Here is a 25,240-nt window from a genome sequence, read left to right as displayed (position 1 = left end):
GTCCTCGGTTCGTAAGTGAAAATACCCGGTCGGCGCCGGAGAGTCAGGGGAGTTGCAGGATCCGAGCCGCGAACCGATCGATCGTCGAGGCGAACGCGGATTCCTCGGGGCGATTGAGATGGCCGTGGGTGGTGCCCGGCTCGACAGCGACGGCGACCTCGACGCCGGCGGCGGTGAGGGCTCGGGCGAATGTCTCGCCGGACACGCGGAGCTCGTCGGTCTCGTCGTTGACCATGATGGTGGGCGGGAAGGAGACGAGCGCCGCGGATGCTGCGGTGCCGGGGATGGCATAGACGTCCGCCGTCTCGGGGTCGCCGCCGAGGTAGTTCTCATACATGCCACGCACGAAGTCGGGGGTGAACACGTCGGCGGAAGGATCTCCGTCGAGCAGGGCGCGCAGCTTTGGGCCGGGCGCCGCCTGCACCGCTTGCAACGTCGGGTAGGCGAGGACGGCGAGAGCGGGCACGATGCCGCCCTCGTGGGAGAGGCGGAGCGCCGCGCCGGTCGCAAGGTTGCCACCTGCGCTGGCTCCGCCGATCGCCCATCCTCGCGTGGCGACGTCCGACGTGGCGGCCCAGCGGAACGCGAAGACCATCTCGTCGTGCGGGACGGGGTAGTGCACGCCGCCGCGTTCGGGCGCGCCGAGGCGCGCGGTCCACTCGGGGGTGATCGGGGCGAGAGCGTAGTCCACGCTCACGACCGCGATTCCCCGATCTACGAACGCTCGTGCGACGGCGTCGGCTTCCGGCATGTCAATGTCGCCGCCCGCGAATCCGCCGCCGTGCGCCCAGACCAGGCCGTGGCCGCTCGGCGACTTCGAGGAGTAGACGCGCACACGCAGCGGACCGTGCGGGCCGTCGAGGACGTGGTCGCGGATGTCGTGCGCGGTCATCGGCTCAGGCCCCCCAGCCGGCCTGCACGCCGCCCACGCGCTCCTCCGCGATCCGCTGCCCGTACCCGGAGGCCGCGTAGGCCGCCATCGGGTCGGCGGGGAGACCCCGTCCCTCTCGCCATTCGGCCAGCGCCGGACGGACGTCGGTGGAGAAGGCGTCCATGAAGACGGCGTTCGCCGTCAGCACGTCCCCGCTGCGCTGAGCGGTCGTCAGGGCTTCGCGGTCGACGAGCAGCGCACGCGCTGTCATCTCCTGCACGTTCAGCACGGAGCGGATCTGTCCGGGGATCTTGTCCTCGATGTTGTGGCACTGGTCCAGCATGAACGCGACGTCGGGGTTGTTCAGCCCTCCGCCCCGGATCACCTCGAACAGGATCCGGAACAGCTGGAACGGGTCGGCGGCACCCACGATGAGGTCGTCGTCCGCGTAGAAGCGGGAGTTGAAGTCGAACGAGCCGAGCTTCCCGAGGCGCAGCAGCTGCATGACGATGAACTCGATGTTGGTGCCCGGCGCGTGGTGACCGGTGTCGAGGCAGACCATCGCCTTGTCACCGAGGGCGGTCACCTGCACGTAGGACGTCCCCCAGTCCGGCACGTCGGTGTGGTAGAACGCGGGCTCGAAGAACTTGTACTCGAGCACGAGGCGCTGGTGGTCGCCGAGGCGCGCGTAGATCTGCTGCAGAGAATCGTGCAGCCGATCCTGCCGCCTGCGCAGATCCGCTTGCCCGGGATAGTTCGAGCCCTCCGCGAGCCAGATCTTCAGGTCGCGGCTGCCGGTCGCGTCCATGACGTCGATGCAGGCCAGGTGGTGATCGATGGCCTTGCGGCGGACGGCCGCATCCTCGTGGGTGAGGGCGCCGAACTTGTAGTCGTCGTCCTGGAAGGTGTTGGAGTTCACCGTGCCGAGGGAGACGCCCTGGTCCTCGGCGTGACGTCGCAGGTCGTCGAACGAGTCGACGAGGTCCCACGGGATGTGCAGCGCCACGGTCGGGGCGAGCCCGGTGTGGGCGTGGACCTGCGCGGCGTCCGCGATCTTCTCGTACGGGTCGCGGGGCGTGCCGGGAGTGCTGAACACCTTGAACCGGGTCCCGGAGTTGCCGAACGCCCAGCTGGGCAGCTCGATGCTCTGCTTCTCGAGCGCGGCGAGGATGTCGGGGGTGAGGATGCTCACGATGCACGGCCTTCGTTGTCGGTGGCGGGTGTGGCGCTCTCGCCGGCGGCGGCGAGCTGGTCTTCGAGGTGGAACACCTCGGTGAGAGGGGTGGCGGCCTGATCGGGACGGCCGTCGAGGTCGAGGAAGAAGGGGGCCATCTCGGCTTCCCAGCGTGCGGCGACGGGGGAGGCGGCGAGGTAGGCCTGCGCGGCCGCATCGTCATCGGTCTCGTAGTAGCCGAAGAGCACGCCGCCGGCACCGAGGAAGAGACTGTAGTCGCGCCGGCCGGCGGCCGCGATCTCGCGGAGCATCTCGGGACGCACCGGCGTGTGGCGGGCGAGGTACTCGGACAGCAGCTCGGGCTTCACCTGGAGCTGGAAGGCGACGCGGGTCATGCGATTCCTCTCGGAGGTCCGGCCGGCGCCCGCGGGGAGCGCCGGCCGGAGGGCGACTCAGAAGTCGAAGTCGCCGATGTTGTCGGCGTCGAACACGAACGGGTCGCCCAGCAGGACGACGCCGTCGGCGCCGACGGTGTACTCGCCGAGGTCGCCGGCCTCGAAGGTGTCGCCTTCCTCACCGGTGATGTCACCCGCGATCAGGGCCTGCGCGGCGTAGGCGGCCAGGTAGCCGAGGTCGGCCGGGTTCCACAGCGCGAAGGCGGTGACGGTGCCGTCCTCCACGTACTCGCGCATCTGGTTGGGCGTGCCGAGGCCGGTCAGCGCGACCTGGCCCTTGAAGTCGGACGTCGACAGGTAGCGCGCCGCGGCGGCGATGCCGACCGTGGTGGGCGAGACGATGCCCTTGAGGTCGGGGTGGGTCTGCAGCAGCGCGGCCGTCTTGTCGAACGACGTCTGGTCGTCATCGTCGCCGTAGACCGTCTCCACGATCGTGATGTCGGGGTACTCGCTGGCGACGTACTCCTCCATCAGCTCGATCCAGGCGTTCTGGTTCGTGGCGTTGGCCGAGGCGGAGAGGATGGCGATCTCCCCGGCGCCGCCGATCTGCTCGGCGATGAGGTCGATCTGCACCTTCGCGATGCCTTCGGAGTCGGCCTGGTTGATGAACAGGTCGCGGCAGTCGGTGTTGGTGTCGGAGTCGAAGGTGACGACCTTGACGCCGGCGTCCCTGGCCTCGTTCAACGCGTCGCAGATGGCCTGCGGGTCGTTGGCCGAGACGACGAGGGCGCCGACTCCCTGCTGCGTGGCCGTGTTGATGTAGCTGACCTGGGCGTCGGGCGTGGCCTCGGCCGGGCCGACCTCGGAGAACGTGCCGCCGAACTCCTCGACGGCTTTCTTGCCGCCCTCGCTGGACGTGTCGAAGTACGGGTTGCCGAGGTTCTTGGGCAGGAAGGTGATCGAGGCGTCCGACCCGTCGCCGCCGCCGTCTCCTCCGCCGTCGGTGGAGCCGGCGCAGCCGGTGAGTGCGACCGCCGCCGCCACCGCGAGGGCGGCGAAGGCGGTGACACGCTTGCGTGCAAACGTCATTGTTCGTTCCTTTCGTCGGGAGATGCCGCGGATGCGGCGTCCATCGGTGCCTTCGTCGCTGTGGCGGCACCGGCGGGGGGTCTGCCCGGTCGGCGGCGTGCCTTCTGCAGCCAGGCCAGGAAGCTTGCGGCCACCACCGAGATCACGAGGAGCGTGCCGGTGATGATGTTGATGACGTCGGAGGTGACGTTCACCAGGCGGAGTGCACTCGCGAGCGCTCCGATGAGGAAGGCGGCGGCGATGACGCCGTAGATCTTGCCGCGACCGCCGAACACCGACACGCCGCCGAGCACGACGGCCGCGATGACCTGGAGCTCGAGGCCGGTGGCGTTGTCGCCGCGGGCGCTGCCGTAGCGGAGCGTGTAGAAGATGCCGGCGAACGCGGCGACCGCCCCGGACAGCACGAACAGAATGAGCTTCGTGCGCTCGACGTGCACACCGGAGAAGTGCGCCGCGTCCTTCGACAGACCGATCGCGTACACCCCGCGGCCGAACGGCGTGAAGTGCAGCAGGACCGAGAAGACCGCGACGAGCACGAGGAACGGGATCGTGATGACGGGGATCGGGGTCCCCGTGATCTTCGCCTTGGCGAGAGCCGTCCAGAACTCCGGGAAGTCGGTGACGGCCGCCGTGCCGAGCAGCCCGACGGCGAGGCCGCGGAAGAGCGCGAGCGTGCCGATCGTGACGGCGAGCGAGGGCAGGCCGACGACTGTCACGAGGAAGCCGTTGAACGCTCCGCCGACCACGCCCACGACGAGGGCGGCGAGGGCCGCGAGCTCGAAAGGGATCCCCGCCTGCACCAGCGCGCCGGTGACGACGCTGGACAGTCCGACCATGCTGCCCACCGAGAGGTCGATCTCACCGGTGATCATGATGAGGGTCATCGGCAGGGCGATCAGCAGGATCGGGGCGATGTCGAGCAGCAGGTAGGTCAGCGTGATGGGCTGTCCGAACCCGCGGATGCTGGACGCCGAGACGATCGCGACGAGCAGGAGCAGACCCACGATCGCGGCCTCGCGGGTGAGCAGGAGGCGACGCCACAGGGGCTTGTCGTAGTCGCGGATGACGCGGGTGGTCGCGGTGACGGTCGCGGTGGTCATGATTCGTCCCTCGCCTCGATGAGACGCCGTCTCTGCCGTACCGCGAGCACGCGGTCGAGCACGATGGCGCCGATGATGAGCAGGCCGACGACGGCACGCTGCCAGAAGTCGGGGATGCCGAGGATCGGCAGCGCCCGGTTGATGGTCAGCAGGAGGACGGCGCCGATCGCCGCACCCCAGACCGAGCCGATGCCGCCGGTGATCGCGACGCCGCCGATGACGGCCGCGCCCACCGCGTCCAGCTCCCATCCCGCTCCCGCCTGGGAGTTGATGGTGCCGTAGCGGGCCGCGTAGAAGACGCCGGCGAGTCCGGCGAGGGCCCCCGACAGGACGAAAGCGGTGAGCACGCGGCGGGTGACACGCAGGCCGTACAGCTCGGCCGCCGCCGGGTCGGAGCCGATCGCGTAGAACTCCCGGCCGCCACGGGTGTTCTTCATGTACCAGGCGGCGACGGCGAGCACGAGGACCGCGACGATCGCGAGGATCGGGATGCCGAGGAGCTGGCCCGTGCCCAGGGCCAGGAAGTCGCGCGGCATGTCGGACGCGTTCACGCGGTCGCTGCCGGTCCACAGCACGTTGATGCCGCGGTAGGCGTAGAGGGTGCCGAGGGTGATGACCATCGCCGGCACCTTGGCGTACGCGACGAGGGCGCCGTTGATGAGGCCGAGGAGGGCGCCGAGCACCACGGCGGCGACCACGACCAGCACGATCGGGATGCCCGGGATGTCGATGAAGAGTCGTCCGGTCAGGTAGGCGGTCAGACCCATCACGGACCCCACGGACAGGTCGACGTTGCGCGTGATGAGGACGATGGCCTGTCCCACCGCGACGAGCACGAGGATCGAGGGCGTCAGCAGCAGGTCGCGCCAGCCGTCGGCGCTGAACAAGAACTTGGGGTTGTTGAGGGTCGCGGCGGTCACCACGAGCACGAGGGCCAGGAGGATGCCGAACTCGCGGGCTCTGCCGAGACCGGAGATGCGCTTGGTGAGCGCGGAGACGGGGATGGCGGTGGTCACGAGCTGAGCTCCGATGCGTGCGTCGCGGCGAACATGACGTTCTCGGAGGTGGCCTCCGAGCGGGGGATCTCGGCCGTGATGCGACCCTCGCGCATCACGAGCACGCGGTCGGCCATGCCGAGGACCTCGGGCAGCTCGGACGAGATCATCAGGATCCCCATGCCCTGACCGGCGAGCTGGGACAGCAGACGGTGCACCTCGGACTTGGTGCCGACGTCGATGCCGCGGGTGGGCTCGTCGATGAGGAGCACCTGCGGCTGCGTCGCGAGCCACTTCGCGAGCACGACCTTCTGCTGGTTGCCGCCGGAGAGCGTGGCGGCGACGGTGTCGAGCGCGTGCGTCTTCACCTCCAACCGTGAGGCCCACTCCCGGGCGGCACGGTTCTCCATCGCCGTGGTGAGCAGGCCGAGGCGGGCGAGGCGCCGACGGATCGCGAGGGTGATGTTCCCACCGACGCCGGCTTCGATGACGAGGCCCTGCTTGCGGCGATCCTCGGGGACGAGGGCGAGCCCGGCGCGCATGGCGTCCACCGGGCGCCGGGCGCGGATACGGCGCCCCTTCATGTGCACGCTGCCCTCGCGGTACCCGTCCACGCCGAAGACGGCGCGGGCGACCTCGCTGCGTCCGGCGCCGACGAGGCCGGCCAGTCCGACGATCTCGCCGGCGCGGACGGAGAAGGAGATGTCGTGGAAGAGGCCGGGGCTGGTCAGCCCCTCGACCTCGAGCAACGGTTCGCCGATCGTCGCCTCCTGCTTCGGGAACAGCTCGGACACCTCGCGACCCACCATCTGATGGACGAGCTCGTCCACGGTGGTCTCGGCGATGGCGGAGGTCGCGATGTACGCGCCGTCCCGCATGACCGTCACGGTGTCGCAGAGCGCGAACACCTCGTCGAACCGATGCGAGATGAAGATGAGGCCGCGGCCCTCGTCGCGCAGGCTCCGGGCGATCGCGAACAGACGCTCCACCTCGACGCCGGACAGTGCCGCGGTGGGCTCGTCCATGATGAGCAGCGTGGCGTCGAGGGAGACGGCCTTGGCGATCTCGATGACCTGCTGGTCCGCGATCGACAGGCCCTCGGCGGGACGGTCGGGGTCGATCGTGACGCCGAGGCGGGTGAAGAGGCGCTCGACCTCGTGGCGCATGGCCTTGCGATCGATCCGTCCGAACCGCCCGACCGGCTGGCGGCCCATGAAGATGTTCTCGGTGACGGAGAGGTCGGGGAAGAGTGTCGGCTCCTGGTAGATCACCGCGACGCCGGCGGCCTTCGACTGCGCGGTCGAGGTGAAGTCGACGTCCTCGCCGCGGAGGCGGAAGACTCCGCCGTCGCGCTGGTAGAGACCGGCGACGATCTTCACGAGGGTCGACTTGCCGGCACCGTTCTCGCCGACGAGCGCATGGATGGAACCGGGGTGGACGGCGATGGTGCCGGAGCGCAGGGCGATCACCGACCCGAAGGCCTTCTGGACGTCGGCGAGCTCGAGCACGGGCGCCGTCGTGGGTGAGGACATCATTTCTCTCTCCATTGAGGGAATGAATCGTTTCAAACCCTGATGGAGTTGAGACTAGGGGCTGTGTTGACGCGTGTCAATACGGCGTGAGAGTCTGAGGCGATCCCCGCGGATGAGTCGTTTCAGCGGCGGGAACCGGAGGGAGGGCGCGATGGCCGTCAGTGTGCGGGAGGTCGCCGAGGACGCGGGTGTCTCCGTCGGGACCGTGTCGAACGTGCTCAATCGGCCGGAGAAGGTGGCCGCGGAGACCGTCGCTCGCGTACAGGCGTCCATCGACCGTCTCGGGTTCGTGCGCAACGACGCGGCGCGGCAGCTCCGTGCCGGGCGCAGCCGCACGATCGGGCTCGTCGTGCTCGACATCCGGAACCCGTTCTTCGCCGAGGTGATCCGCGGGGCCGAGGAGCGCGCCGACCAGCACGGACTCTCCGTCCTCGTCGCGAACAGCGACGAGAAGCAGGAGCGCGAGGCGATGCACCTGGACCTCTTCGAGGAGCAGCGGGTGACGGGTGTGCTCGTCACCCCGGTGGCGGAGTCACTGCCGCGGCTGGTGCGGATGCATGAGCGCGGTACGCACGCCGTCCTCGTCGACCGGGAATCGCAGGATGAGCGGTTCGCCTCCGTCGCCGTCGACGACGTGGAGGGCGGGCGCATCGCGACGGAGCACCTGCTCGCGGTCGGCCGTCGCCGGATCGCCTTCGTCGGCGGCCCGGTCGCGCTGCGCCAGGTCTCCGATCGCCTGAGCGGCGCGCAGGCCGCGGCGGCTGCGGCAGGGGTCGGGCTGGAGTTCATCGCGACCTCCGCGCTCACCGTCGAGGAGGGGCGGCGCGCCGGTGCGCAGATTCTCGACCGTGCCGCGGGGGACCGGCCGGACGCCGTCTTCGCGGCGAACGATCTCCTGGCCCTCGGCCTCCTGCAGAGCCTGGTGATGACCGGCGATGCCCGGGTCCCCGAGGACATCGCGCTCGTCGGCTACGACGACATCGACTTCGCCGCGGCCGCCGTGATCCCGCTCAGCTCGGTGCGGCAGCCGGCCGCGCTCATCGGCTCCACCGCGGTCGACCTGCTGCTGCGGGGCCAGGACGACGTGGCGCCCGCGCCGGAGCACGTGCTGTTCCGGCCGGAGCTCGTCGCCCGCCGCTCGACCACCGGGGAGTGACCGCGGTCAGGCCGGCGTCGGCGTGGAGCGCTGGGCGCTGGCGCCCCGCATGATGCGCGCCACGGCGGTGATGAGGAAGAGCTGCCCGGTGATCCCCTCGGCGATGGCCACCGCCTGCACGCCCGATCCGACGGGGACGAGGTTGCCGTAGCCCGTCGTCGTCAGGGCGGTGAACGAGAAGAAGAGCTGATTGCCGAGCGAATCGCTCGCCGCATCGCCGAACAGCGGGGTCGGCAGCAGCAGCGACAGCAGGTTGTAGACGAAGGCGAAGAACATGCCCACGAGGATGTAGGCCGTCACGGCGGCCAGGAGGGCCTCGACGTCGAGGCCTCGTCGGGTGACCTGGTGCGCGATGATCGCCCACGGCGCGACCAGCAGCGCGATCATGGAGGCGGCGGAGAGGGCGACGGCGAGGGCCGGACTGTCCGTGGCGAAGAACGCCGCGAGGAGGGCAGCGAGCCCGGCGGCCGAGAGCACGACCCACGACACCCGCTGCACGAGGGCGCGGGCCCTGGTCACGCGGAACACGATCGCGACCGTGACCAGCATCGCCAGGAACGCCCAGGGGCTGGGAACCGTGCCGGGCTGGGCCGCGCACAGTCCGTACGAGACGATGAGGAGGGCGAGCACCGCGGCATAGCCGAGGGCACCGCGCCTCGGGTCGGCCGGGGCGGCGAATCCCGCGCGGACGTGCGCTCCCGATGGCTCGGACATGGCGTCTCCTCTCGCGTCCGCGGGGGCGGGCCCTCGCAACGTGCGGCCAGTATCGCAGGGCGGCCGGCCCGCGCCGGGGAGCGTCCGAGACCGGCGGTTCGTGACCACGCGTCGGACCCGTTATGATGGTGGGGTGCATCAGTGCTCTCGAGCCGGATGCCTGGAGACGTCGCATAGTCCGGCCTAGTGCACCACCCTGCTAAGGTGGAGTCCCCTCACGGGGACCAGGGGTTCAAATCCCCTCGTCTCCGCACGGAGAAGCCCCGACGAGTCCGCTCGCCGGGGCTTTCGTGTTCGCGGCTGCGGGGGCTGTCCTCCTCACGCCTGCGTCCCGGGCGTCCAGGTCGGGTCGGGGGAGAGTGCGGCGGAGAGCTTCCGGCTGACCACGCCGAGCTGCCGCGCCTGCGCCGGCGTGAGGGCATCGAAGACGACGCGGCGGATGAGCGCCTGGTGGGCGGGAGTCGACTCCTCGACCTTCCGATGGCCGGCGTCCGTGAGGATGCCGAGGGTGAAGCGCCCGTCCTCCGCGTCGACTTCGCGTCGGACCCAGCCTTTCGCCTCCAGGCGAGTGATGGCGCGGGAGAGCCGGGACAGCGTGCTGTTCGCGTAGCCGGCGAGGACGCTGAGGCGGAGGGTGCGCTCCGGCGCCGAATCGAGGGCAAAGAGGATCCCGTGCTCGAAGTGGGTGAGCCCGCTCTCCCGCTGCAACTGCGCGTCGAGGGCCGCCGGGAGCCGTTCGAGGAGCGTCGCGAGTGCCGACCAGACGTCCATCTCTTCGGCGTTCAAGGGGGCGGGGGAGAGCGGCGACATTCCTCCACCGTAGCGGTTGAGCCATGCTCTTCGCTTGCTTGGGAAAGTGAACAGTGGATAATATGACTTGCTCAGGCAAGTGATGCGGGAAGTCCGCTGAAGCGAGAGGGAGACGGATGGAACTGGGGTTGCGCGGCAAGAGGGCGTTCATCAGCGGGTCGAGCCAGGGGATCGGATATGCGGTCGCGTCCGCTCTCGCTGCCGAGGGGGTCGATGTCGTGATCAACGGTCGTGACGAGGGACGCGTCGACGCGGCGGTCGCCGCCGTGGCCCTCGCGCATCCCGGTGCGGCCGTCTCCGGGATCGCCGCGGACTTCACCGATCCCGACCAGGTGGCCGCGTTGACGGAGAAGCTCGGTCAGGTGGACATCCTCGTCAACAACGTCGGTCTCTTCGGACTCGCCGACTTCGCGGACATCACCGATGAGGACTGGGCGCGCTACTTCGAGGTGAACGTGATGAGCGGAGTGCGCCTCTCCCGGGCTCTCCTGCCGGGGATGCGGGACCGGGGCTGGGGACACATCGTCTTGGTCAGCAGCGAGTCCGGCGTGAACGTCCCGGCCGACATGGTGCACTACGGCGTGACGAAGGCGGCGATGATCGCCCTCGGCAACGGGTTGGCCAAGCTCACCCGCGGCACCGGCGTGACGGTCAACACCGTCCTGGGTGGCCCGACCTACTCGGAGGGCGTCGCGGCGAGCGTCGCCGCCGTCGCAGCAGCCCAGTCCGTCTCCGTGGACGTGATGAAAGAGGCGATCATCGGACAGAACACGACCACACTCCTGGAGCGCTTCCTCGATCCGACCGAGGTCGCGGACCTCGTCGTCTACCTCTCCAGCGTCCGGGCCTCCGCGACGAACGGCGCCGCGCTGCGGGCGGATGGGGGCGTGCTGACGGCGATGCTCTGACCCGAGCGCGTCACTCGCCGGGGCCCATGGCTTCCGGTATCCTCGCGGGCATGCCTAGACCCACCCAGACGCCGCAGCGCGAGGCCTTCGGCTCGCGGAACGTGTTCATCCTCTCGGCGATCGGCTCGGCCGTGGGTCTCGGGAACATCTGGCGCTTCCCGTACGTCGCCTACGAGGGCGGCGGCGGTGCGTTCCTCATCCCGTATCTGTGTGCGTTGTTGACGGCCGGCATCCCGCTGCTGTTCCTGGACTACGCGATCGGCCACCGGTTCCGGGGCTCCGCGCCGCTCGCGTTCCGACGCCTGCACCGGGCCGCCGAACCGCTGGGGTGGTGGCAGGTGCTGATCTGCGTCGTCATCGCGGTGTACTACGCCGTGATCGTCGCCTGGGCCGGCATGTACACCTGGTTCTCGGCCCAGCTCACCTGGGGAGCGGGCAACGAGAACGACTTCTTCTTCGTCGACTTCCTGCAGTCCGCCGACGTCGCGGAGGTCGGCCTCTCCGGCGAGTTCGTGCCGCAGGTGGGCCTGCCGCTGATCGCGGTGTGGCTGATCGTCATCATCATCATGGCGCTCGGCGTCAAGCGCGGTATCGGGCGCGCCAACATGATCCTGATGCCGCTGCTCACCCTCATGTTCGCCGTGCTCGTGGTGCAGGCCCTCTTCCTCCCCGGCGCCCTGGACGGTCTCAACGCCTTCTTCACGCCGAACTGGGAGGCACTCGCCGACCCGGCCGTGTGGGCCTCCGCCTACGGGCACATCTTCTTCTCGCTGTCTGTCGCCTTCGGGATCATGGTGACCTACGCCTCGTACCTGAAGCGCAAGACCGACCTCACCGGCTCGGGCCTCGTGGTCGCGTTCGCCAACTCCGGTTTCGAAATCCTCGCCGGCATCGGCGTGTTCGCGGCCCTCGGGTTCATGGCGCAGGCGCAGGGCACGGATGTCTCCGGCGTCGCGACCTCGGGCATCGGCCTCGCCTTCGTCGCGTTCCCGACGATCGTGTCCCAGGCGACCGGCGGGTCGATCATCGGCGTGCTGTTCTTCGGCGCCCTCGTCTTCGCCGGGATCACCTCGATGATCTCGATCCTGGAGGTGATCGTCGCGGCACTGCAGGACAAGCTCGGCTGGGCGCGGGTGCGCACCACCCTCGTCGTCTCGATCCCGCTGGCCATCATCTCCGCCGCGCTGTTCTCCACCACCACCGCGCTGTCGGTACTCGACACCACTGATGCCTTCGTCAACGCCTTCGGCATCATGGCGGTCGCCCTCGTCGCGGTGATCGTCGTGGCCTGGGTGCTGCACAAGCTGCCGCAGCTGCAGGAGCACCTGAACCGCCGTTCGAGCTTCCGCGTCGGCCTCCTCTGGCGCCTGCTCGTGGGCGTGCTGGCCCCGCTCGTGCTCGGGTACCTGCTGATCACCGAACTCCTGACGAAGATCGCGGAGCCGTACAGCGGCTACCCCGGCTGGTTCCTCGGCGTGTTCGGCTGGGGCATGGTCATCGCGTTGGTCGTCGGCGGAGTACTGCTGTCGCTGGTGCCGTGGAGCAGGCGCTCCCGCGCCAAGGACGACGTCGGCTACGACGACTTCCTGGACCAGGAGGAGTACGCCGCCGATCCGGAGACGACGAGCATCGCCGTCCCGGCCGCGCAGACGAAGGGAGCAGGGGCATGACCACCACTGCGATCGTCATGATGATCATCGCCATGGTCACGGTGTGGGGCGGCCTCATCGCCGCCGTCGTGAACCTCGCTCGGCACCCCGAGGTGGAGGACGCCGAGCCGGCGGTGCCGACCGAGCTCTGATCTCCGACCCGATCGCATCGGACCGGGACGATCGGGTGCCGGGAGGGCTGCGGCGACACGATGGTGGGGAAAGGAGGACCCCCGTGATCGGCACGCTCAACGCCCTGGTCGACCTCGTCGACGCGGACAGCGGTCAGGAGATCGACGTCGCCGCGTTCGCCCGCGCGCACGGCACCACCGAGTACCACCTGCGCCGGATGTTCTCGGCGCTCGCCGGGGTGCCGTTGACCGAATACGTGCGGCGTCGTCGGATGACGCTCGCGGGTGCGGAGCTCGCCGCCGGTGCACCGAGTCTGCTCGATGTCGCCGTTCGGCACGGCTACGGCTCGACCGAGGCGTTCGCCCGGGCGTTCCGCGCCGTGCACGGCATCGGGCCGGCGGACGCGCGTCGGCACGGGGGTCCTCTCCGCACACAACCTACGCTCCGGTTCCGCCTGAGCGTCGAAGGGAGCACCCCGATGGATGTCACCATCACCCACCGCCCCGCGTTCGCCCTCGTCGGTCATGCCGCGGAGGTCCCGCTCATCCACGTCGGCGTCAATCCGCACATCCAGGCGCACATCGCCGCCATCCCGCCGGAGGAGCACGCCCGCCTCAAGGCGCTCGGCAACGAGGAGCCCGCGGGCATCCTCGCCGTGACCGCCGACATCGATCCGGATGCCCCGGAGGGGACGCCGCTGACCTACCTGCACGGGGTGGCCGTGCGCGACGACACCGCGGTTCCGGACGAGCTCGACACCCTGCGCGTGGCGGAGGGCACGTGGGCCGTGTTCGGCGCGAGCGGCCCGTTTCCGGAGACTCTGCAGAATCTGTGGGCGGCGACGGCGACCGAGTGGTTCCCGTCGAACCCGTGGCGGCTGCGACCCGGGCCCTCGATCGTCCGCTACCGGGAGTTCACCGGCGACACGGCCTCCTGTGAGCTCTGGCTCCCCGTCGAGCAGAGCTGACCGTGGATCGGGTCGGGCCCGTGGGGCTCGACCCGATGTCGGTGCCCTGGGGCACACTGACCGCACGACGACGAAGCGGGGGCAGGCCATGACGGCGACCGATCCGAAGAAGACGCTCGATGCGTACCAGGCGAAACGGGGGACCTTCCGGATCCTCGAGGTGCCGCCACTGACCTATCTGATGGTCGACGGCGCCGGCGATCCGAACACCGCGCCGGCGTTCTTCGACGCGGTCGCGGCCCTCTACCCGCTGGCGTACACGCTCAAGTTCGCCAGCCGTGCCGAGCTCGGCGTCGATCAGGTCGTGATGCCCCTGGAAGGCCTGTGGCACGCGCCGGACATGGCGTCCTTCACCACCCGACGCGACAAGTCGACCTGGCTCTGGACGCTGATGATCATGGTCGGCGACCACGTCACTCCCGTCCTCTTCGACCGTGCCGTCGAGACGGTCGCGGCGAAGAGCGCGAAGAAGGGGGAGGAGCTCCCGGCGCTGGCCGCGGTCCGGCGGGAGGTGCTAGCCGAGGGGCTGTGCGTGCAGACGCTGCACGTCGGACCGTTCGACGATGAGGGCCCCGTGCTGGAGGAGCTGCACGAGCGGTTCGTCCCGGAGAACGGGTTGCGGATGCGCGGTCGGCACCACGAGATCTATCTCAGTGACCGTCGCCGGACGGCCCCGGAGAAGCTGCGTACCATCCTGCGGCAGCCGGTGGAGCGGATCACCTGAGCGCTTCCGCACCGCGCGTCCGGAAAGCAACCCCCTGATTCCGACCGCCCGCGGCGGATACTCTTCGAGCATGAGCACCGTCAAGCATGCGGCGCGCGTGGCGAAGGACTCCACCGCGTTCCGGCGGACCGCCCGCGCGGGTTTCGTCGTCCTCGGCGTCATCCACATCATCATCGGCGCGATCGCCATCACGATCGCCGCGGGTGGGTCGGGTGACGCCGACCAGGACGGCGCGATGGAGCAGGTGCGCAACAACCCGGTCGGGGGACTGCTGCTGCTCGCGATCGCCGTGGGCCTCCTCGCGCTCGCCGTGTGGCAGGTGGCGAGCGGGTTCCTCGCCGCCGACCCCGCGGAGACGAAGAAGTGGGGCAAGCGTCTCAAGCTCTTCGGCATCTCCGGCACGTACCTCGTGATCGCCGGACTGGCGCTCATCTACGCCGTGGGCGGCCGGGCGGAGTCCTCCGACGCCTCGAAGACCCTGAGCCAGGTGGTCCTGTCCGCGCCCGGCGGGGTGGCGCTGCTCGTGGTGATCGGTCTCAGCGTCGTTGGCGTCGGCGTCGGCTTCATCATCGGCGGGATCATGCGCTCCTTCCGCAAGCTCATCGACGTGCCGACCGGAGCCGCCCGCGCCGGAGTGATGACCCTCGGCATCGTGGGCTACATCGGCAAGGGCATCGCGGTGGGGGTCACCGGGGTGCTGTTCGTGGTGGCCGCCGTGACGCAGGACCCGGAACGCGCCGCGGGGCTCGACGCCGCTCTGCACAGCCTCCTCAGCCTGCCGTTCGGGCGGCTCATCCTCGGTGCCGTCGGCGTCGGCTTCGCGCTGTACGGCGCCTTCTGCATCGTGCGGGCCCGTCTCGCCCGCATGTCGTAGTCCTTCCGCCCGGGCCACGCGGAAGATGGGAGACTGGAACGATGAGCGCTTCTCCCGGAGTCGACGTGATCACCCCGCTGACCGAGACCGAGGTGCAGCGGATCCGCGAGGACTTCCCGATCCTGCACACCCGCGTGCACGGCCACCCCCTGGCGTACCTCGACTCGGGCGCGACGTCGCAGCGTCCGGAGTCCGTGCTCGACGCCGAACGACGCTTCGCCACCGCCATGAACGCGGCCGTCCACCGCGGCGCCCACACGCTCGCGGCAGAGGCGACCGAGCTGTTCGAGGACGCCCGCAGCACGCTCGCTCGTTTCGTGGGCGCCGACGACGACGAGATCGTCTGGACCTCGAACGCCACCGAGGCCGTCAATCTCGTCGCCTACTCCCTCTCCAATGCCTCGCTCGGCCGGGGCGGTGCCGCCGCTGCAGGCCTCCGGCTCCGCGAGGGGGACGAGATCGTCACCACCGAGATGGAGCACCACGCCAACCTCATCCCCTGGCAGGAGCTCGCTGCGCGCACCGGGGCCACGCTCCGGGTCATCCCGCTCGACGACGACGGGGCCCTCCGTCTGGATGCGGCCGCGGAGCTCATCTCGGAGCGCACGAAGCTCGTGGCCTTCACCCACGTATCGAACGTGTTGGGCGTGATCAACCCCGTCGAGACCCTCGTCGCGCTGGCCAGGGAGGTCGGCGCCCTCACGCTGCTCGATGCCTGCCAGTCGGCTCCGCACCTGCCGCTGGACCTCCACGCGCTCGGGGTCGATCTCGCCGTCCTCTCCGGCCACAAGATGCTCGGCCCCACCGGCATCGGGGCGCTCTACGGCCGTCGCGAGGTCCTCACCGCGATGCCCCCGTTCCTCACGGGCGGTTCCATGATCACGACCGTCACCACGACCGAGGCCGAATACCTGCCACCGCCGCAGCGCTTCGAAGCGGGCACGCAGCGGGTGTCCCAGGCGATCGCGCTCGCCGCCGCGGTCGACTACCTCTCCGCGGTGGGGATGGATCGCATCGCCGCGCACGAGGCCGCGTTCGGGCAGCGACTCGTCGACGGGCTCGATGCGATCGACGGCGTGCGGGTCCTGGGTGCGGGCATCGAGCTGCCGCGCGTGGGGCTCGCAAGCTTCGACGTCGCCGGGATCCACTCGCACGACGTCGGGCAGTTCCTCGACGACCAGGGCATCGCCGTGCGCGTCGGGCACCACTGCGCGCAGCCGCTGCACCGCCGGCTCGGTGTGACCTCGTCGACGAGGGCGAGCACCTATCTGTACACGACAGCGTCCGAGGTGGATGCCGTCATCGAGGCGGTCGCCGGGGCGATCGCGTTCTTCGGGAGGGGCGCATGAGCGACCTGCAGAGCCTGTACCAGGAGCTGATCCTCGACCACTCGCGCACGCCGCACGGCTTCGGGCTCCGCGAGGAGATCGCGGCGCAGTCGCATCAGCTCAACCCGACCTGCGGCGACGAGATCACCCTGCAGGTGCATCGCGGCGCCGACGGCGACGTGGAGGCGATCGCGTGGGAGGGGCACGGGTGCGCCATCTCCCAGGCGTCCGCCTCCCTGCTCGCCGAGCTCGCCGAAGGCCTCACCGTGGACGAGCTCGAGGTGCGCATCGCGGCCTTCCGCGAGGCGATGCGCTCCCGGGGCACGATCGAGCCGGACGAGGAGCTGCTCGGCGACGCCGCGGCCCTCGGCGGGGTCTCCCGGTATGTGGCTCGCGTGAAGTGCGCCATGCTCGCCTGGGTGGCGGCCGAGGACGCGCTCACGCGCCTCTGACCTCGTCCGCTCCTGTCTCGGACCGGGAATAGCATCGGGCGGCAGGCGTTGGCCCGAGCATGACAACTCTCGGAATCATCGGAGCAGGCAACATCGGCAGCCAGGTCGCCCGAGTGGCGGTGGCCAACGGCTATGACGTCGTGATCGCGAACTCGCGAGGGCCGGAGACCTTGGCCGACCTCGTCGCAGAGCTCGGGCCGCACGCGAAGGCGGCGACGGCGGAGGAAGCGGCCGCCGCGGCGGACGTGGCCGTGGTGACGGTGCCGCTGCACGCGATCGATCAGCTTCCCGCCGCACAGCTTGCCGGCAAGATCGTGCTCGACACGAACAACTACTACTTCGAGCGCGACGGGCACATCGAGTCCCTCGACAAGGGCGAGACCACCACGTCCGAGCTCGTGCAGGCGCAGCTCCCGGAATCGAGGATCGCCAAGGCGTTCAACCACATCTACGCCGCGGACATCACGACCGACGGGACTCCGGCCGGTACGCCGAACCGGCGGGCGCTGGCCACCGCGGGTGATGACGCCGAGGCTGTGGCCTTCGTGACCCGCTTCTACGACGAGGCCGGCTTCGACACGGTCAACGTCGGCCCGCTCAGCGAGTCGTGGCGGGTCGAGCGCGACCGTCCGGCGTACGTCGTCCGGCAGAACGCGGAAGAGCTGACCGCGAACGTCGCGCGGGCGAACCGTCTGCCCTGAGTCGGCTCGCGCCTCCGGTCTGGGATACCAAACTTGGCCAATCCCGGGCCGGGGTGCGAGAATGCCCGGATGGCGGGGGCTGTGGGGGTAGGCGGGGAACTCGAGTCGGTCAGGGTCACGAGGATCCTCCGAGACGACATCGTGCTCGGGCGACGCCCACCGGGATCGCGTCTCGTGGAACGGGACATCGCGGCCGAGCTGCAGGTGTCGCGTCTCCCGGTGCGGGAGGCGATCAGGACCCTGGTCGCGGAGGGCGTGGTGGTCGCACGACCGCGGACGTGGGCGGTCGTGCGGGAGTTCACCCATGACGACATCCGCAACTTCGCCGAGGTGCGGGAGGCGATCGAGACCCTCATCTTCGTCTTCGCGGCCGAGCGGCATGACGCCGCCGGGCTCGCACGCCTGCGGGATGCCTATGAGCGCGAGGCTGCGGCGGCGCGGGCAGGAGACGCCGAGACCGCGCGCACAGCGGCGGCGGAGTTCCACGAGATCGCCGTCGATCTGGCGGGCAACGAGATGCTGGGCGAGCTCATCGCGGTGTTCCTGACCCGCCTGCGGTGGCTGTTCGGACAACACGACGATCTGGCGGCGATGGCGGACGAGCACCGCGTCATCCTCGAGGCCGTCGCCGCGCGGGACGTCGAGGCGGTGCGCCGGATGGTCCCCGCTCACCTGGCCAGCGGACATTCGGCGGCCGAACGACGGCTGGCGCAGACCGTGACCGGCTGAGCGCGTCCGTCTGCGAAGACACCCCCACCGCGCGGAAGGCCGGTTGTATCCTTGTCCGGTCGGAGTCGGTCCGGTCTGTTCGTGCTGTCCTGGGGAGCGAGATGCGAAATCTTGCTGTCGTCGTCGGGGGAATCCTCCTGCTCGGCGGTGCTGCGCTCCTCGTCATGGCCGACCAGGAGCGTGCCGCGGACGTCGCCGCTGTGAAGGCCGAGATCGCTCGGATCGAGGACGTGCTCGACGAGTCGCAGACGGAGAACCTCGCCCTCGCGGAGCGTCTCACCGAACTCCGGTCCCGTATCGCTGAGCAGGACGCCGATCTCTCGGACACGACGGGCTTCCTGCCGTGATGCGCCGGAAACTGGCGGTGACGGTGTCGGTGGCCGTGCTCCTCGCGGCGGCCGTCGTCGCCCGGGCCGACGCGCTGGACCACGAGCGGGCGGAGGCGTTGGCGCAGCTCTCCGTTCTGGCCGACCGATCGCACGACGCCGCGCAGCGCACCGACCACCTGTCCGGCGCCGTCGCGCAGGCCGAGCAGGACACCGCGGATCGGGCCGCCGTGCTGGCCGTGCGTCCCGCGTTCCTCGAAGAGCTCTCGACGCTCGCGGCCGTCCTCCGTGGTGCGGACGGCAAGGTCGACACCGCGGCGCATCTCGCGTCCGCCCGGTCGGCTCAGGAGACGGTGCGCGCCGAGCGCCACGATCCCGACACCGTGGTCGCGGCGACCGCGACGGTCGAGGCGCTCACGCAGAAGGTCGGCACCGAGGTCGCAGGGTGGCAGGCATCGCAGAGCGCCGGTCCCGGCGGGCCCGTGTGGACGTCGAGCGGGCCGGACGGCTATGCGCGGGTGCGCGCGGCCCTCGACCGGGTGGGCGGCGGGGGCGTCGGGCTGTACGAGTCGTCGTCGTGTGCGGGCGGCACATCGCCGGCCTGCGCCAACAGCAACGGCTACATCAAGTACCGTGCCGACATCACCGGGTGGAGCGACGGACGCCTGAACTGGGCGATGGCGCACGAGCTCGCCCACATCCATCAGTTCCGGGTCTGGGGTGCCCTCACCTCGTCCGGCGCCTACGCGACGATGTTCGGCGGCGATCCGGAGTTCCTGGCCAACTGCATGGCCGTCGTCCGCGGCTTCCCGGGTTCGGTCGGGTGCTCCGGCGAGCAGCAGACCTGGGCCTCCGGTATCTGGGTCGGGGTCGTCCGCTAGCCCCGGCCCGACACGGGCTTCGATGTCGGAGGTGTGCGGCATGCTGATCCAGAGCCAATCCGGCCGAGACTGCGCGGCATCGGTACCGGTACGCTCGAGAGAAGGAGGTGCCGGTGGGACGGACTGCGGATGCCATCGCCGAAGGCGTCGCGATCGCGACGGCCGCTGCGCGCCTCGCCGTGAAGAATCACATCCTCATCGGCACCATCGCCGAGGACGGCGTCTTCGACCTCGACAAGTACGTCGAGGATGCCAGGGCTGCTCTCGGCGCGATGGCCGAGGAGTCGGAGGAGGCCGCGGCCACGGTCACGGCCCTGCGCAAGCGCGCCCGCGGTCGGCATTCCGACCCGGTCGGCACCCACGACTACCGCGACCGCGATGTGCGCAATCTCCGGAGGCGGGCGAAGCAGTCGCTCGGCGTCGCGCAGCGTCTGCGCGAGATGATGGATGACCGTGCCCAGCTGGAGAGCATCGTCGAGGAGGCGCGCGCGGCGGCCTGGGCCGACGTGCGGCACAACCTCGACCGTCGACTGCGCGTCGAGGGCATGCGACCCGATCAGGATCCCGACTACGCACGTATGCGTGAGGCGCGGATGCAGGCACTGCGGCTCGTCGACCTGCAGGCGCTCTCCTCGCAGCAGCGGGCCAGGGAGAAGCGGCGGAAGAAGCAGGAGAAGGTGGCCGCGAAGGGGGAGTGAGCCCTCGTTTCGCTTTCCGGTCTCGTCTGTTGTAGGCTGGTCGTCGGCCCGCTGAGCGGTAAAGCACCGCGGGTCCTGCGCCTCTAGCTCAATGGATAGAGCATCTGACTACGGATCAGAAGGTTGGGGGTTCGAGTCCCTCGAGGCGCACACTGTGTTGAGACAGTACGGAAACCCCCGTCGCGGAAGCGGCGGGGGTTTTCGCTGTCCGGGGGCAGGTGCCGCGGTCAGAGCAGGCTGGTGATAGCGGGATCGCGTTCCGCGAGGTCGGCCGCCGTCGCCATGATCGCCGACCGCATCGCGGCGACCGCGACGGCGGGCGTCACGTCGGAGCGGTGGGCGAGGCTGATCGTCCGGGACATCGCGGGGTGGGCGAGACGCGCGGATCGCAGTGCGGGGCGTTCGTACAGCACCATCGCCGGGACCACCGCGACGCCGACGCCGCGCTCGACGAAGCGCAGCACCGCATCCATCTCCGCGCCCTCCAGCGCGAGGGTCGGGGTGAGATCGGCGGCCCGGAAGACGGCGTCCATCGCGGCGCGCAGTTCGTAGCTCTCGTCGAACTGGATGAGCGGGAGCGTGGCGAGGTGCGCCAGGCTCACGGACGAGCCGTGGGTCACCGGAGGGGCCGCCGCCGACGAGATCACCACGAGCTCCTCGGCGAGCAGCGGGACGTGCGTGAGGCTGACCCCTGCCGGCACCGGACCCTCGGACTGGGTCACGAGGGCGATGTCGACCGCGCCGACCGCGAGCTGCTCGACGAGCAGGCGAGAGCCGCCCTCCGTGAGGTGCAGATCGATGCCGGGGTGGGTGGCATGGAACGAGCTGAGAGCTTCCGCCACGAGGCTGATGCACAGGGTGGGCGGGGCGCCGAGTCGCACCCGTCCACGGCGGAGCCCGGCGAGCTCGGCCACCTCGTCGCGGATGGCGTCGGCTTCGGCGAGCATGCGCTGCGCGCGAGGGAGGACCGTCTCCCCGGCCGCCGTCAGGGCGATGTGGCCGCGCGCGCGATGGAACAGCTCGGCGCCGAGCTCGCGTTCGAGGGTCGAGATCTGACGGCTCAGCGACGGCTGGGCGAGGTGGAGGTGCTCGGAGGCGCGGGTGAAGTGGCCGAGGCGGGCGACTTCGACGAACCCGCGGAGCTGCTCGAGGTTCATATCCATAGCGTACCCGCATGGTTTCCAGACAAACTATGCATTGGAGTTATTAGGATCGCCTAACTAGCGTCGAGAGCATGAATGCACCCGAACGTCAGATCTCCACCACGGTCCTCGTGATCGGCACCGGAGGCTCCGGGCTCCGCGCCGCGATCGAGGTCGCCGAGCACGGCGTCGACGTGCTCGCCGTCGGCAAACGCCCGCGGCAGGACGCCCACACGTCGCTCGCGGCCGGCGGCATCAACGCCGCTCTCGGCACGATGGACGCCGAAGACAGCTGGCAGCAGCACGCGGCGGACACGATCAAGGAAAGCTACCTCCTCGCCAACCCCCATACCGTCCAGATCGTCACCCAGGGCGCCGAGCGCGGCATCCGCGACCTCGAGCGCTGGGGCATGGACTTCGCCCGCGAGGGCGACGGCCGCATCTCGCAGCGCTTCTTCGGTGCGCACACCTACCGCCGCACCGCCTTCGCCGGCGATTACACCGGCCTCGAGATCCAGCGGACGCTGGTCGCCCGCGCCGAGCAGCTCGACGTCCCCATCCTCGACAACGTCTACATCACCCGTCTGCTCGTGCGCGACAACGTCATCTTCGGCGCGTACGGCTTCGATCAGGCGGACGGCACGCGCTACCTCATCCATGCGGACGCGGTGATCCTCGCCGCGGGCGGGCACAACCGCATCTGGCGCCGGACGTCGTCGAGGCGTGACGAGAACACCGGAGACTCCTTCCGGCTCGCTGTGGAGGCGGGGGCGCGACTCCGCGACCCCGAGCTGGTGCAGTTCCATCCGTCCGGCATCATCGAGCCCGAGAACGCCGCCGGCACCCTCATCTCCGAGGCCGCGCGCGGGGAGGGCGGCATCCTCCGCAATGCCCGGGGCGAGCGGTTCATGGAGAAGTACGACCCCGAGCGGATGGAGCTGTCGACGCGCGACCGTGTCGCGCTCGCCGCCTACACGGAGATCCAGGAGGGCCGCGGTACGGAGAACGGCGGCGTCTGGCTCGACGTGTCGCACCTGCCCCGCGAGACCATCATGACCCGGCTTCCGCGCGTCTATCAGACGATGATGGAGCTGCAGATGCTCGACATCACCGCGGACCCGATCGAGATCGCGCCGACCGCGCACTACTCGATGGGCGGCGTGTGGGTGCGGCCGGACGACCACCAGACCGACGTCGACGGGCTGTACGCGATCGGGGAGGCGTCGAGCGGACTCCACGGCGCGAACCGTCTCGGTGGGAACTCGCTCATCGAGTTGCTCGTCTACGGCCGGATCGTCGGTCAGGCCGCCATGGCCCACGCCGCGGGGCTCGACGCCCAGCGCCGGTCGGCCGATGCGGTCGCCGCCGCTCGTGCCGAGATCGACGACCTCCTCGCCGCGGAGGGGCGCGAGAACGTGCGGGCTCTGCAGCGCGCGATCCGCAACCTCATGACGGAGTACGCCGGCGTGGTGCGGTCGGAGGACGGGCTGAAGGCGGGCCTCGCCGACCTCGACATGATCGAGGGGCGCATGGAGGACATCGGCATCCACCCGGACATCGCCGGATTCCAGGACCTCGCGCACGCGTTCGACCTCAAGGCCTCCGCGCTCGCTGCCCGGGCCACGCTGGAGGCGGCGCGGGAGCGTCGGGAGACTCGCGGATGCCACAACCGCAGCGACTTCCCGGACACCGATCCCACGCTGCAGGTGAACCTCGTGTGGTCCCCGTCCGCCGGCGTGACCCGCGAGGAGATCCCCGCGATCCCCGAGGAGATCGCCGAGCTCATGCGCGACGTCGACACGACCGGCAAGCTCGTCGAGTAGATCCCCGAGACCCCGCTCTCGCGTCGAGACCCCGCCCTGCAGACGTCTGCGGGGCGGGGTCTCGGCGGTAGTCCGGGGTTTCGGGGAGGGAGTCAGTCGACGCCGAGGCCGACGGCCTCGTGATCCGGTTCCGGGTCGTCGCGCTTCGGGGCCTTCGGCTCCTCGCCGGGGGACTTCTCGGTGCTGGGCTCCTCCAGCTCCTCGGTGCTCGGGACCTCGGCCGGGTCCGCGTCCTCCGGGGAGTCCGCCTGCTCCGGCGTCGTCGCCTCGCCCTCCGAGGTGTCGGACGCGGGGGTCGGCGTGGGGGTCTGCGCCTCGGGCGAGAGCTCGTCGTTCGCGGTCGGTTCGGGAGTGTTGTCGGTCATGATCGTCCCTTTCTGCGATGTCGTGCTCTCAGCCTGCCTCCGCCTCGACGCGAGATGAAGGGCCTTGACGCGGACCCGTCGGCGACGCGGTTAATCGCGGTGAACCGGATCCGCGAAGTCGGCGTAGCCTGGAGGGGTGACTGCGTACGTCTCGGCCTTCGACCTCTTCTCCATCGGCGTCGGCCCGTCCAGCTCGCACACCGTCGGACCGATGCGGGCGGCACTCGACTTCGCGCGCCGGCTCTCCGGCTCCGGCGAGCTCGACCGCATCGCCCTGGTCGAATGCACGCTGTACGGTTCGCTCGGCGCCACCGGTATCGGCCATGGCACCCCGGACGCGGTGGTCGCGGGGCTGCGCGGTCTCGCACCCGAGACCTGTGACCCGGCGGCGGTGCGCGCGGCCTGGTCCGCCTACCCCGAGGGGGAGCCGCTGCGGATCGACGGCGCCCACGCGGTGCCGTTCCGGAAGGACGACATCGTGTTCGCGCCGCGGACCCGCCTCCCCGGCCATCCGAACGCCATGACGCTCATCGCCCGTGACCGGGACGGAACCATCCTGTTCGAGCAGACGTACTACTCGATCGGCGGCGGGTTCATCCGGCGCGAGGGGGAGGAAGCGCAGCTCTCCACCGGCGCCTTCCCGCACCCGTATGCCGATGCCGCCTCGCTGCTCGCCCTGTGCGACGAGCTGGGACTGTCCATCGCGGAGGTCGCCCGCCGCAACGAGACGGCGCTGCGGAGCGAGGAGGAGGTCGCCGCCGGCCTCGACGCGATCTGGGATGCGATGTCGGGCTGCGTGGACGCGGGGCTCCACGCCGACGGGGTGCTTCCGGGCATGCTGCAGGTGAAGCGCCGCGCCGGCACGATCCGCGCACAGCTCGAGGCGGTCGAAGCCGAGGGGCACCGAGAGCTGCCCGGCGAGTGGCTCGGCGCGTTCGCGCTGGCCGTGAACGAGGAGAACGCGGCGGGTGGGCGCGTTGTGACCGCTCCGACCAACGGCGCGGCGGGCATTCTCCCCGCGGTGGCGATGTACTGGTGGCGCTTCCTCGCCGACTCGGGGCTCGGCGCCGGGAACGCGGTGACGCCGTACGGGGAGCTCGTCGCCAGCGCGCTGCTCGGGTTCGACGGGGCCCCGCCGCCCGCTCCCGCACTCGACGGGGAGGACGCGGAGATCGCGGAGGCCAATCGCCGCCGGGGCATCCGCCGGTTCCTGCTGACGGCTACCGCCCTCGGGTCGCTGTTCAAGGCCAACGCCTCGATCTCCGGCGCCGAAGGCGGGTGTCAGGCCGAGGTCGGCTCCGCGTGCGCGATGGCCGCGGGTGGGCTCACCGCGGTGATGGGCGGCACGAACCGGCAGATCGAGAACGCCGCGGAGATCGCGATGGAGCATCACCTCGGCCTCACATGCGACCCGATCGGCGGACTCGTGCAGATCCCGTGCATCGAGCGCAACGCGATCGCCGCCTCCACCGCGGTCACCGCCGCACGTCTCGCGCTCCGCGGCGACGGGAGCCACTATGTCTCGCTGGATGCCGTCGTCGAGACGATGCGCCAGACCGGTCTCGACATGTCGACCAAGTACAAGGAGACCAGCGAGGGCGGTCTGGCGGTGAACGTCATCGAGTGCTGACCTCGCCGACCCACCCCCTCTCGTGCGTTCCGGCCCGTTGCGTGCGCATGAAGAGGGGTGGCAGGCACACAGAGG

27 protein-coding genes and 2 tRNA genes are annotated in these 25,240 nt (G+C 70.3%); 18 read left to right on the top strand and 11 right to left on the bottom strand.

The window, feature by feature from the left end:
- Positions 1-43: 43 nt before the first annotated feature.
- From AB1285_RS12320 to AB1285_RS12290, 7 genes are read right to left on the bottom strand one after another with little or no spacing between them, the layout of a single operon-like run.
- The gene (locus tag AB1285_RS12320; RefSeq protein ID WP_187663233.1) at positions 44-892 is read right to left on the bottom strand and encodes an alpha/beta hydrolase fold domain-containing protein; all 849 of its coding nucleotides are present in this window, start codon (positions 890-892) and stop codon (positions 44-46) included.
- Positions 893-896: 4 nt separating this feature from the next.
- Positions 897-2,063, bottom strand: coding sequence for an L-rhamnose isomerase (rhaI, locus tag AB1285_RS12315; RefSeq protein ID WP_370428373.1), 1,167 nt, complete (start codon positions 2,061-2,063; stop codon positions 897-899).
- Positions 2,060-2,440, bottom strand: a complete 381-nt coding sequence (locus tag AB1285_RS12310) for an L-rhamnose mutarotase (RefSeq protein ID WP_187663235.1) — start codon at positions 2,438-2,440, stop codon at positions 2,060-2,062. Before AB1285_RS12310 ends, rhaI begins: the two co-directional genes overlap by 4 nt.
- Before the next feature lie 57 nt (positions 2,441-2,497).
- Entirely contained in the window at positions 2,498-3,529 is a 1,032-nt protein-coding gene (rhaS, locus tag AB1285_RS12305; protein WP_187663236.1) for a rhamnose ABC transporter substrate-binding protein, read from the bottom strand.
- Positions 3,526-4,629, bottom strand: a complete 1,104-nt coding sequence (locus tag AB1285_RS12300; RefSeq protein WP_292794510.1) for an ABC transporter permease — start codon at positions 4,627-4,629, stop codon at positions 3,526-3,528. The genes rhaS and AB1285_RS12300 overlap by 4 nt, the downstream gene beginning before the upstream one ends.
- Positions 4,626-5,645, bottom strand: coding sequence for an ABC transporter permease (locus AB1285_RS12295; protein WP_232089176.1), 1,020 nt, complete (start codon positions 5,643-5,645; stop codon positions 4,626-4,628). Before AB1285_RS12295 ends, AB1285_RS12300 begins: the two co-directional genes overlap by 4 nt.
- Positions 5,642-7,159, bottom strand: a complete 1,518-nt coding sequence (locus AB1285_RS12290) for a sugar ABC transporter ATP-binding protein (protein WP_187663238.1) — start codon at positions 7,157-7,159, stop codon at positions 5,642-5,644. Before AB1285_RS12290 ends, AB1285_RS12295 begins: the two co-directional genes overlap by 4 nt.
- A 148-nt stretch (positions 7,160-7,307) precedes the next feature.
- Here AB1285_RS12290 and AB1285_RS12285 point away from each other — a divergent pair, with 148 nt between their 5' ends.
- The gene (locus AB1285_RS12285; protein WP_259953641.1) at positions 7,308-8,312 is read left to right on the top strand and encodes a LacI family DNA-binding transcriptional regulator; all 1,005 of its coding nucleotides are present in this window, start codon (positions 7,308-7,310) and stop codon (positions 8,310-8,312) included.
- 6 nt (positions 8,313-8,318) lie between these two features.
- Here the strand turns inward: AB1285_RS12285 and AB1285_RS12280 are convergent, their stop codons facing one another.
- Positions 8,319-9,026 (bottom strand): potassium channel family protein, encoded by a 708-nt coding sequence (locus tag AB1285_RS12280; RefSeq protein ID WP_315637191.1) that lies wholly within the window; start codon positions 9,024-9,026, stop codon positions 8,319-8,321.
- Positions 9,027-9,188: 162 nt separating this feature from the next.
- On the opposite strand from AB1285_RS12280, the gene AB1285_RS12275 reads away from it, so the two are divergent.
- Positions 9,189-9,277 (top strand) — tRNA-Ser (locus tag AB1285_RS12275).
- Positions 9,278-9,344: 67 nt separating this feature from the next.
- Here AB1285_RS12275 and AB1285_RS12270 read toward each other — a convergent pair.
- Entirely contained in the window at positions 9,345-9,836 is a 492-nt protein-coding gene (locus AB1285_RS12270) for a MarR family winged helix-turn-helix transcriptional regulator (RefSeq protein WP_370428372.1), read from the bottom strand.
- A gap of 116 nt (positions 9,837-9,952) precedes the next feature.
- On the opposite strand from AB1285_RS12270, the gene AB1285_RS12265 reads away from it, so the two are divergent.
- From AB1285_RS12265 to AB1285_RS12200, 14 genes are all read left to right on the top strand, one after another.
- Complete coding sequence (locus AB1285_RS12265; protein ID WP_429977469.1) at positions 9,953-10,744, top strand: SDR family NAD(P)-dependent oxidoreductase; 792 nt, start codon at positions 9,953-9,955, stop codon at positions 10,742-10,744.
- Between the two features lie 26 nt (positions 10,745-10,770).
- A complete protein-coding gene (locus tag AB1285_RS12260; protein ID WP_187663243.1) occupies positions 10,771-12,414 on the top strand; it encodes a sodium-dependent transporter in 1,644 nt (547 codons plus the stop codon).
- Positions 12,411-12,545, top strand: a complete 135-nt coding sequence (locus AB1285_RS12255) for a methionine/alanine import family NSS transporter small subunit (protein ID WP_187663244.1) — start codon at positions 12,411-12,413, stop codon at positions 12,543-12,545. Before AB1285_RS12260 ends, AB1285_RS12255 begins: the two co-directional genes overlap by 4 nt.
- 83 nt (positions 12,546-12,628) lie before the next feature.
- On the top strand, positions 12,629-13,492 hold the full coding sequence (locus AB1285_RS12250; protein ID WP_315637193.1) for an AraC family transcriptional regulator: 864 nt from the start codon (positions 12,629-12,631) through the stop codon (positions 13,490-13,492).
- 88 nt (positions 13,493-13,580) lie between these two features.
- Positions 13,581-14,216, top strand: a complete 636-nt coding sequence (locus AB1285_RS12245) for a GyrI-like domain-containing protein (protein ID WP_370428371.1) — start codon at positions 13,581-13,583, stop codon at positions 14,214-14,216.
- A 70-nt stretch (positions 14,217-14,286) separates the two neighbouring features.
- A complete protein-coding gene (locus AB1285_RS12240; RefSeq protein WP_370428370.1) occupies positions 14,287-15,090 on the top strand; it encodes a DUF1206 domain-containing protein in 804 nt (267 codons plus the stop codon).
- 41 nt (positions 15,091-15,131) lie between these two features.
- Positions 15,132-16,439: an aminotransferase class V-fold PLP-dependent enzyme gene (locus AB1285_RS12235; RefSeq protein WP_370428369.1), complete on the top strand. Its 1,308-nt coding sequence runs from the start codon at positions 15,132-15,134 to the stop codon at positions 16,437-16,439.
- On the top strand, positions 16,436-16,870 hold the full coding sequence (gene sufU / locus AB1285_RS12230; RefSeq protein ID WP_187663249.1) for a Fe-S cluster assembly sulfur transfer protein SufU: 435 nt from the start codon (positions 16,436-16,438) through the stop codon (positions 16,868-16,870). Before AB1285_RS12235 ends, sufU begins: the two co-directional genes overlap by 4 nt.
- A gap of 59 nt (positions 16,871-16,929) precedes the next feature.
- Entirely contained in the window at positions 16,930-17,571 is a 642-nt protein-coding gene (locus AB1285_RS12225) for an NADPH-dependent F420 reductase (RefSeq protein WP_268777612.1), read from the top strand.
- 69 nt (positions 17,572-17,640) lie between these two features.
- On the top strand, positions 17,641-18,300 hold the full coding sequence (locus tag AB1285_RS12220) for a GntR family transcriptional regulator (RefSeq protein ID WP_187663251.1): 660 nt from the start codon (positions 17,641-17,643) through the stop codon (positions 18,298-18,300).
- 101 nt (positions 18,301-18,401) lie between these two features.
- A complete protein-coding gene (locus tag AB1285_RS12215; protein WP_187663252.1) occupies positions 18,402-18,647 on the top strand; it encodes a hypothetical protein in 246 nt (81 codons plus the stop codon).
- Positions 18,647-19,507: a hypothetical protein gene (locus AB1285_RS12210; RefSeq protein WP_292794539.1), complete on the top strand. Its 861-nt coding sequence runs from the start codon at positions 18,647-18,649 to the stop codon at positions 19,505-19,507. Before AB1285_RS12215 ends, AB1285_RS12210 begins: the two co-directional genes overlap by 1 nt.
- Before the next feature lie 113 nt (positions 19,508-19,620).
- Positions 19,621-20,205, top strand: coding sequence for an asparagine synthase (locus AB1285_RS12205; RefSeq protein ID WP_187663254.1), 585 nt, complete (start codon positions 19,621-19,623; stop codon positions 20,203-20,205).
- 77 nt (positions 20,206-20,282) lie between these two features.
- Positions 20,283-20,355 (top strand) — tRNA-Arg (locus AB1285_RS12200).
- A 77-nt stretch (positions 20,356-20,432) separates the two neighbouring features.
- On the opposite strand, the gene AB1285_RS12195 is transcribed toward AB1285_RS12200, so the two are convergent.
- Positions 20,433-21,368 carry a LysR family transcriptional regulator gene (locus tag AB1285_RS12195; RefSeq protein WP_370428368.1) on the bottom strand — a complete coding sequence of 312 codons (936 nt, stop codon included), beginning with the start codon at positions 21,366-21,368 and terminating at the stop codon, positions 20,433-20,435.
- Positions 21,369-21,439: 71 nt separating this feature from the next.
- Between AB1285_RS12195 and AB1285_RS12190 the strand changes: the two genes are divergently transcribed.
- On the top strand, positions 21,440-23,170 hold the full coding sequence (locus AB1285_RS12190) for an L-aspartate oxidase (protein ID WP_187663256.1): 1,731 nt from the start codon (positions 21,440-21,442) through the stop codon (positions 23,168-23,170).
- Between the two features lie 92 nt (positions 23,171-23,262).
- Here AB1285_RS12190 and AB1285_RS12185 read toward each other — a convergent pair whose 3' ends face one another.
- Positions 23,263-23,535, bottom strand: coding sequence for a hypothetical protein (locus tag AB1285_RS12185; RefSeq protein ID WP_187663257.1), 273 nt, complete (start codon positions 23,533-23,535; stop codon positions 23,263-23,265).
- A 136-nt stretch (positions 23,536-23,671) separates the two neighbouring features.
- On the opposite strand from AB1285_RS12185, the gene AB1285_RS12180 reads away from it, so the two are divergent.
- Positions 23,672-25,165 (top strand): L-serine ammonia-lyase, iron-sulfur-dependent, subunit alpha, encoded by a 1,494-nt coding sequence (locus AB1285_RS12180; RefSeq protein WP_292794549.1) that lies wholly within the window; start codon positions 23,672-23,674, stop codon positions 25,163-25,165.
- Positions 25,166-25,240: the final 75 nt, after the last annotated feature.

It is taken from the genome of Microbacterium sp. NRRL B-14842, assembly GCF_050470785.1.
Note: the sequence above shows the minus strand (reverse complement) of the source record. Positions and strands in the feature narration are given on the sequence as shown.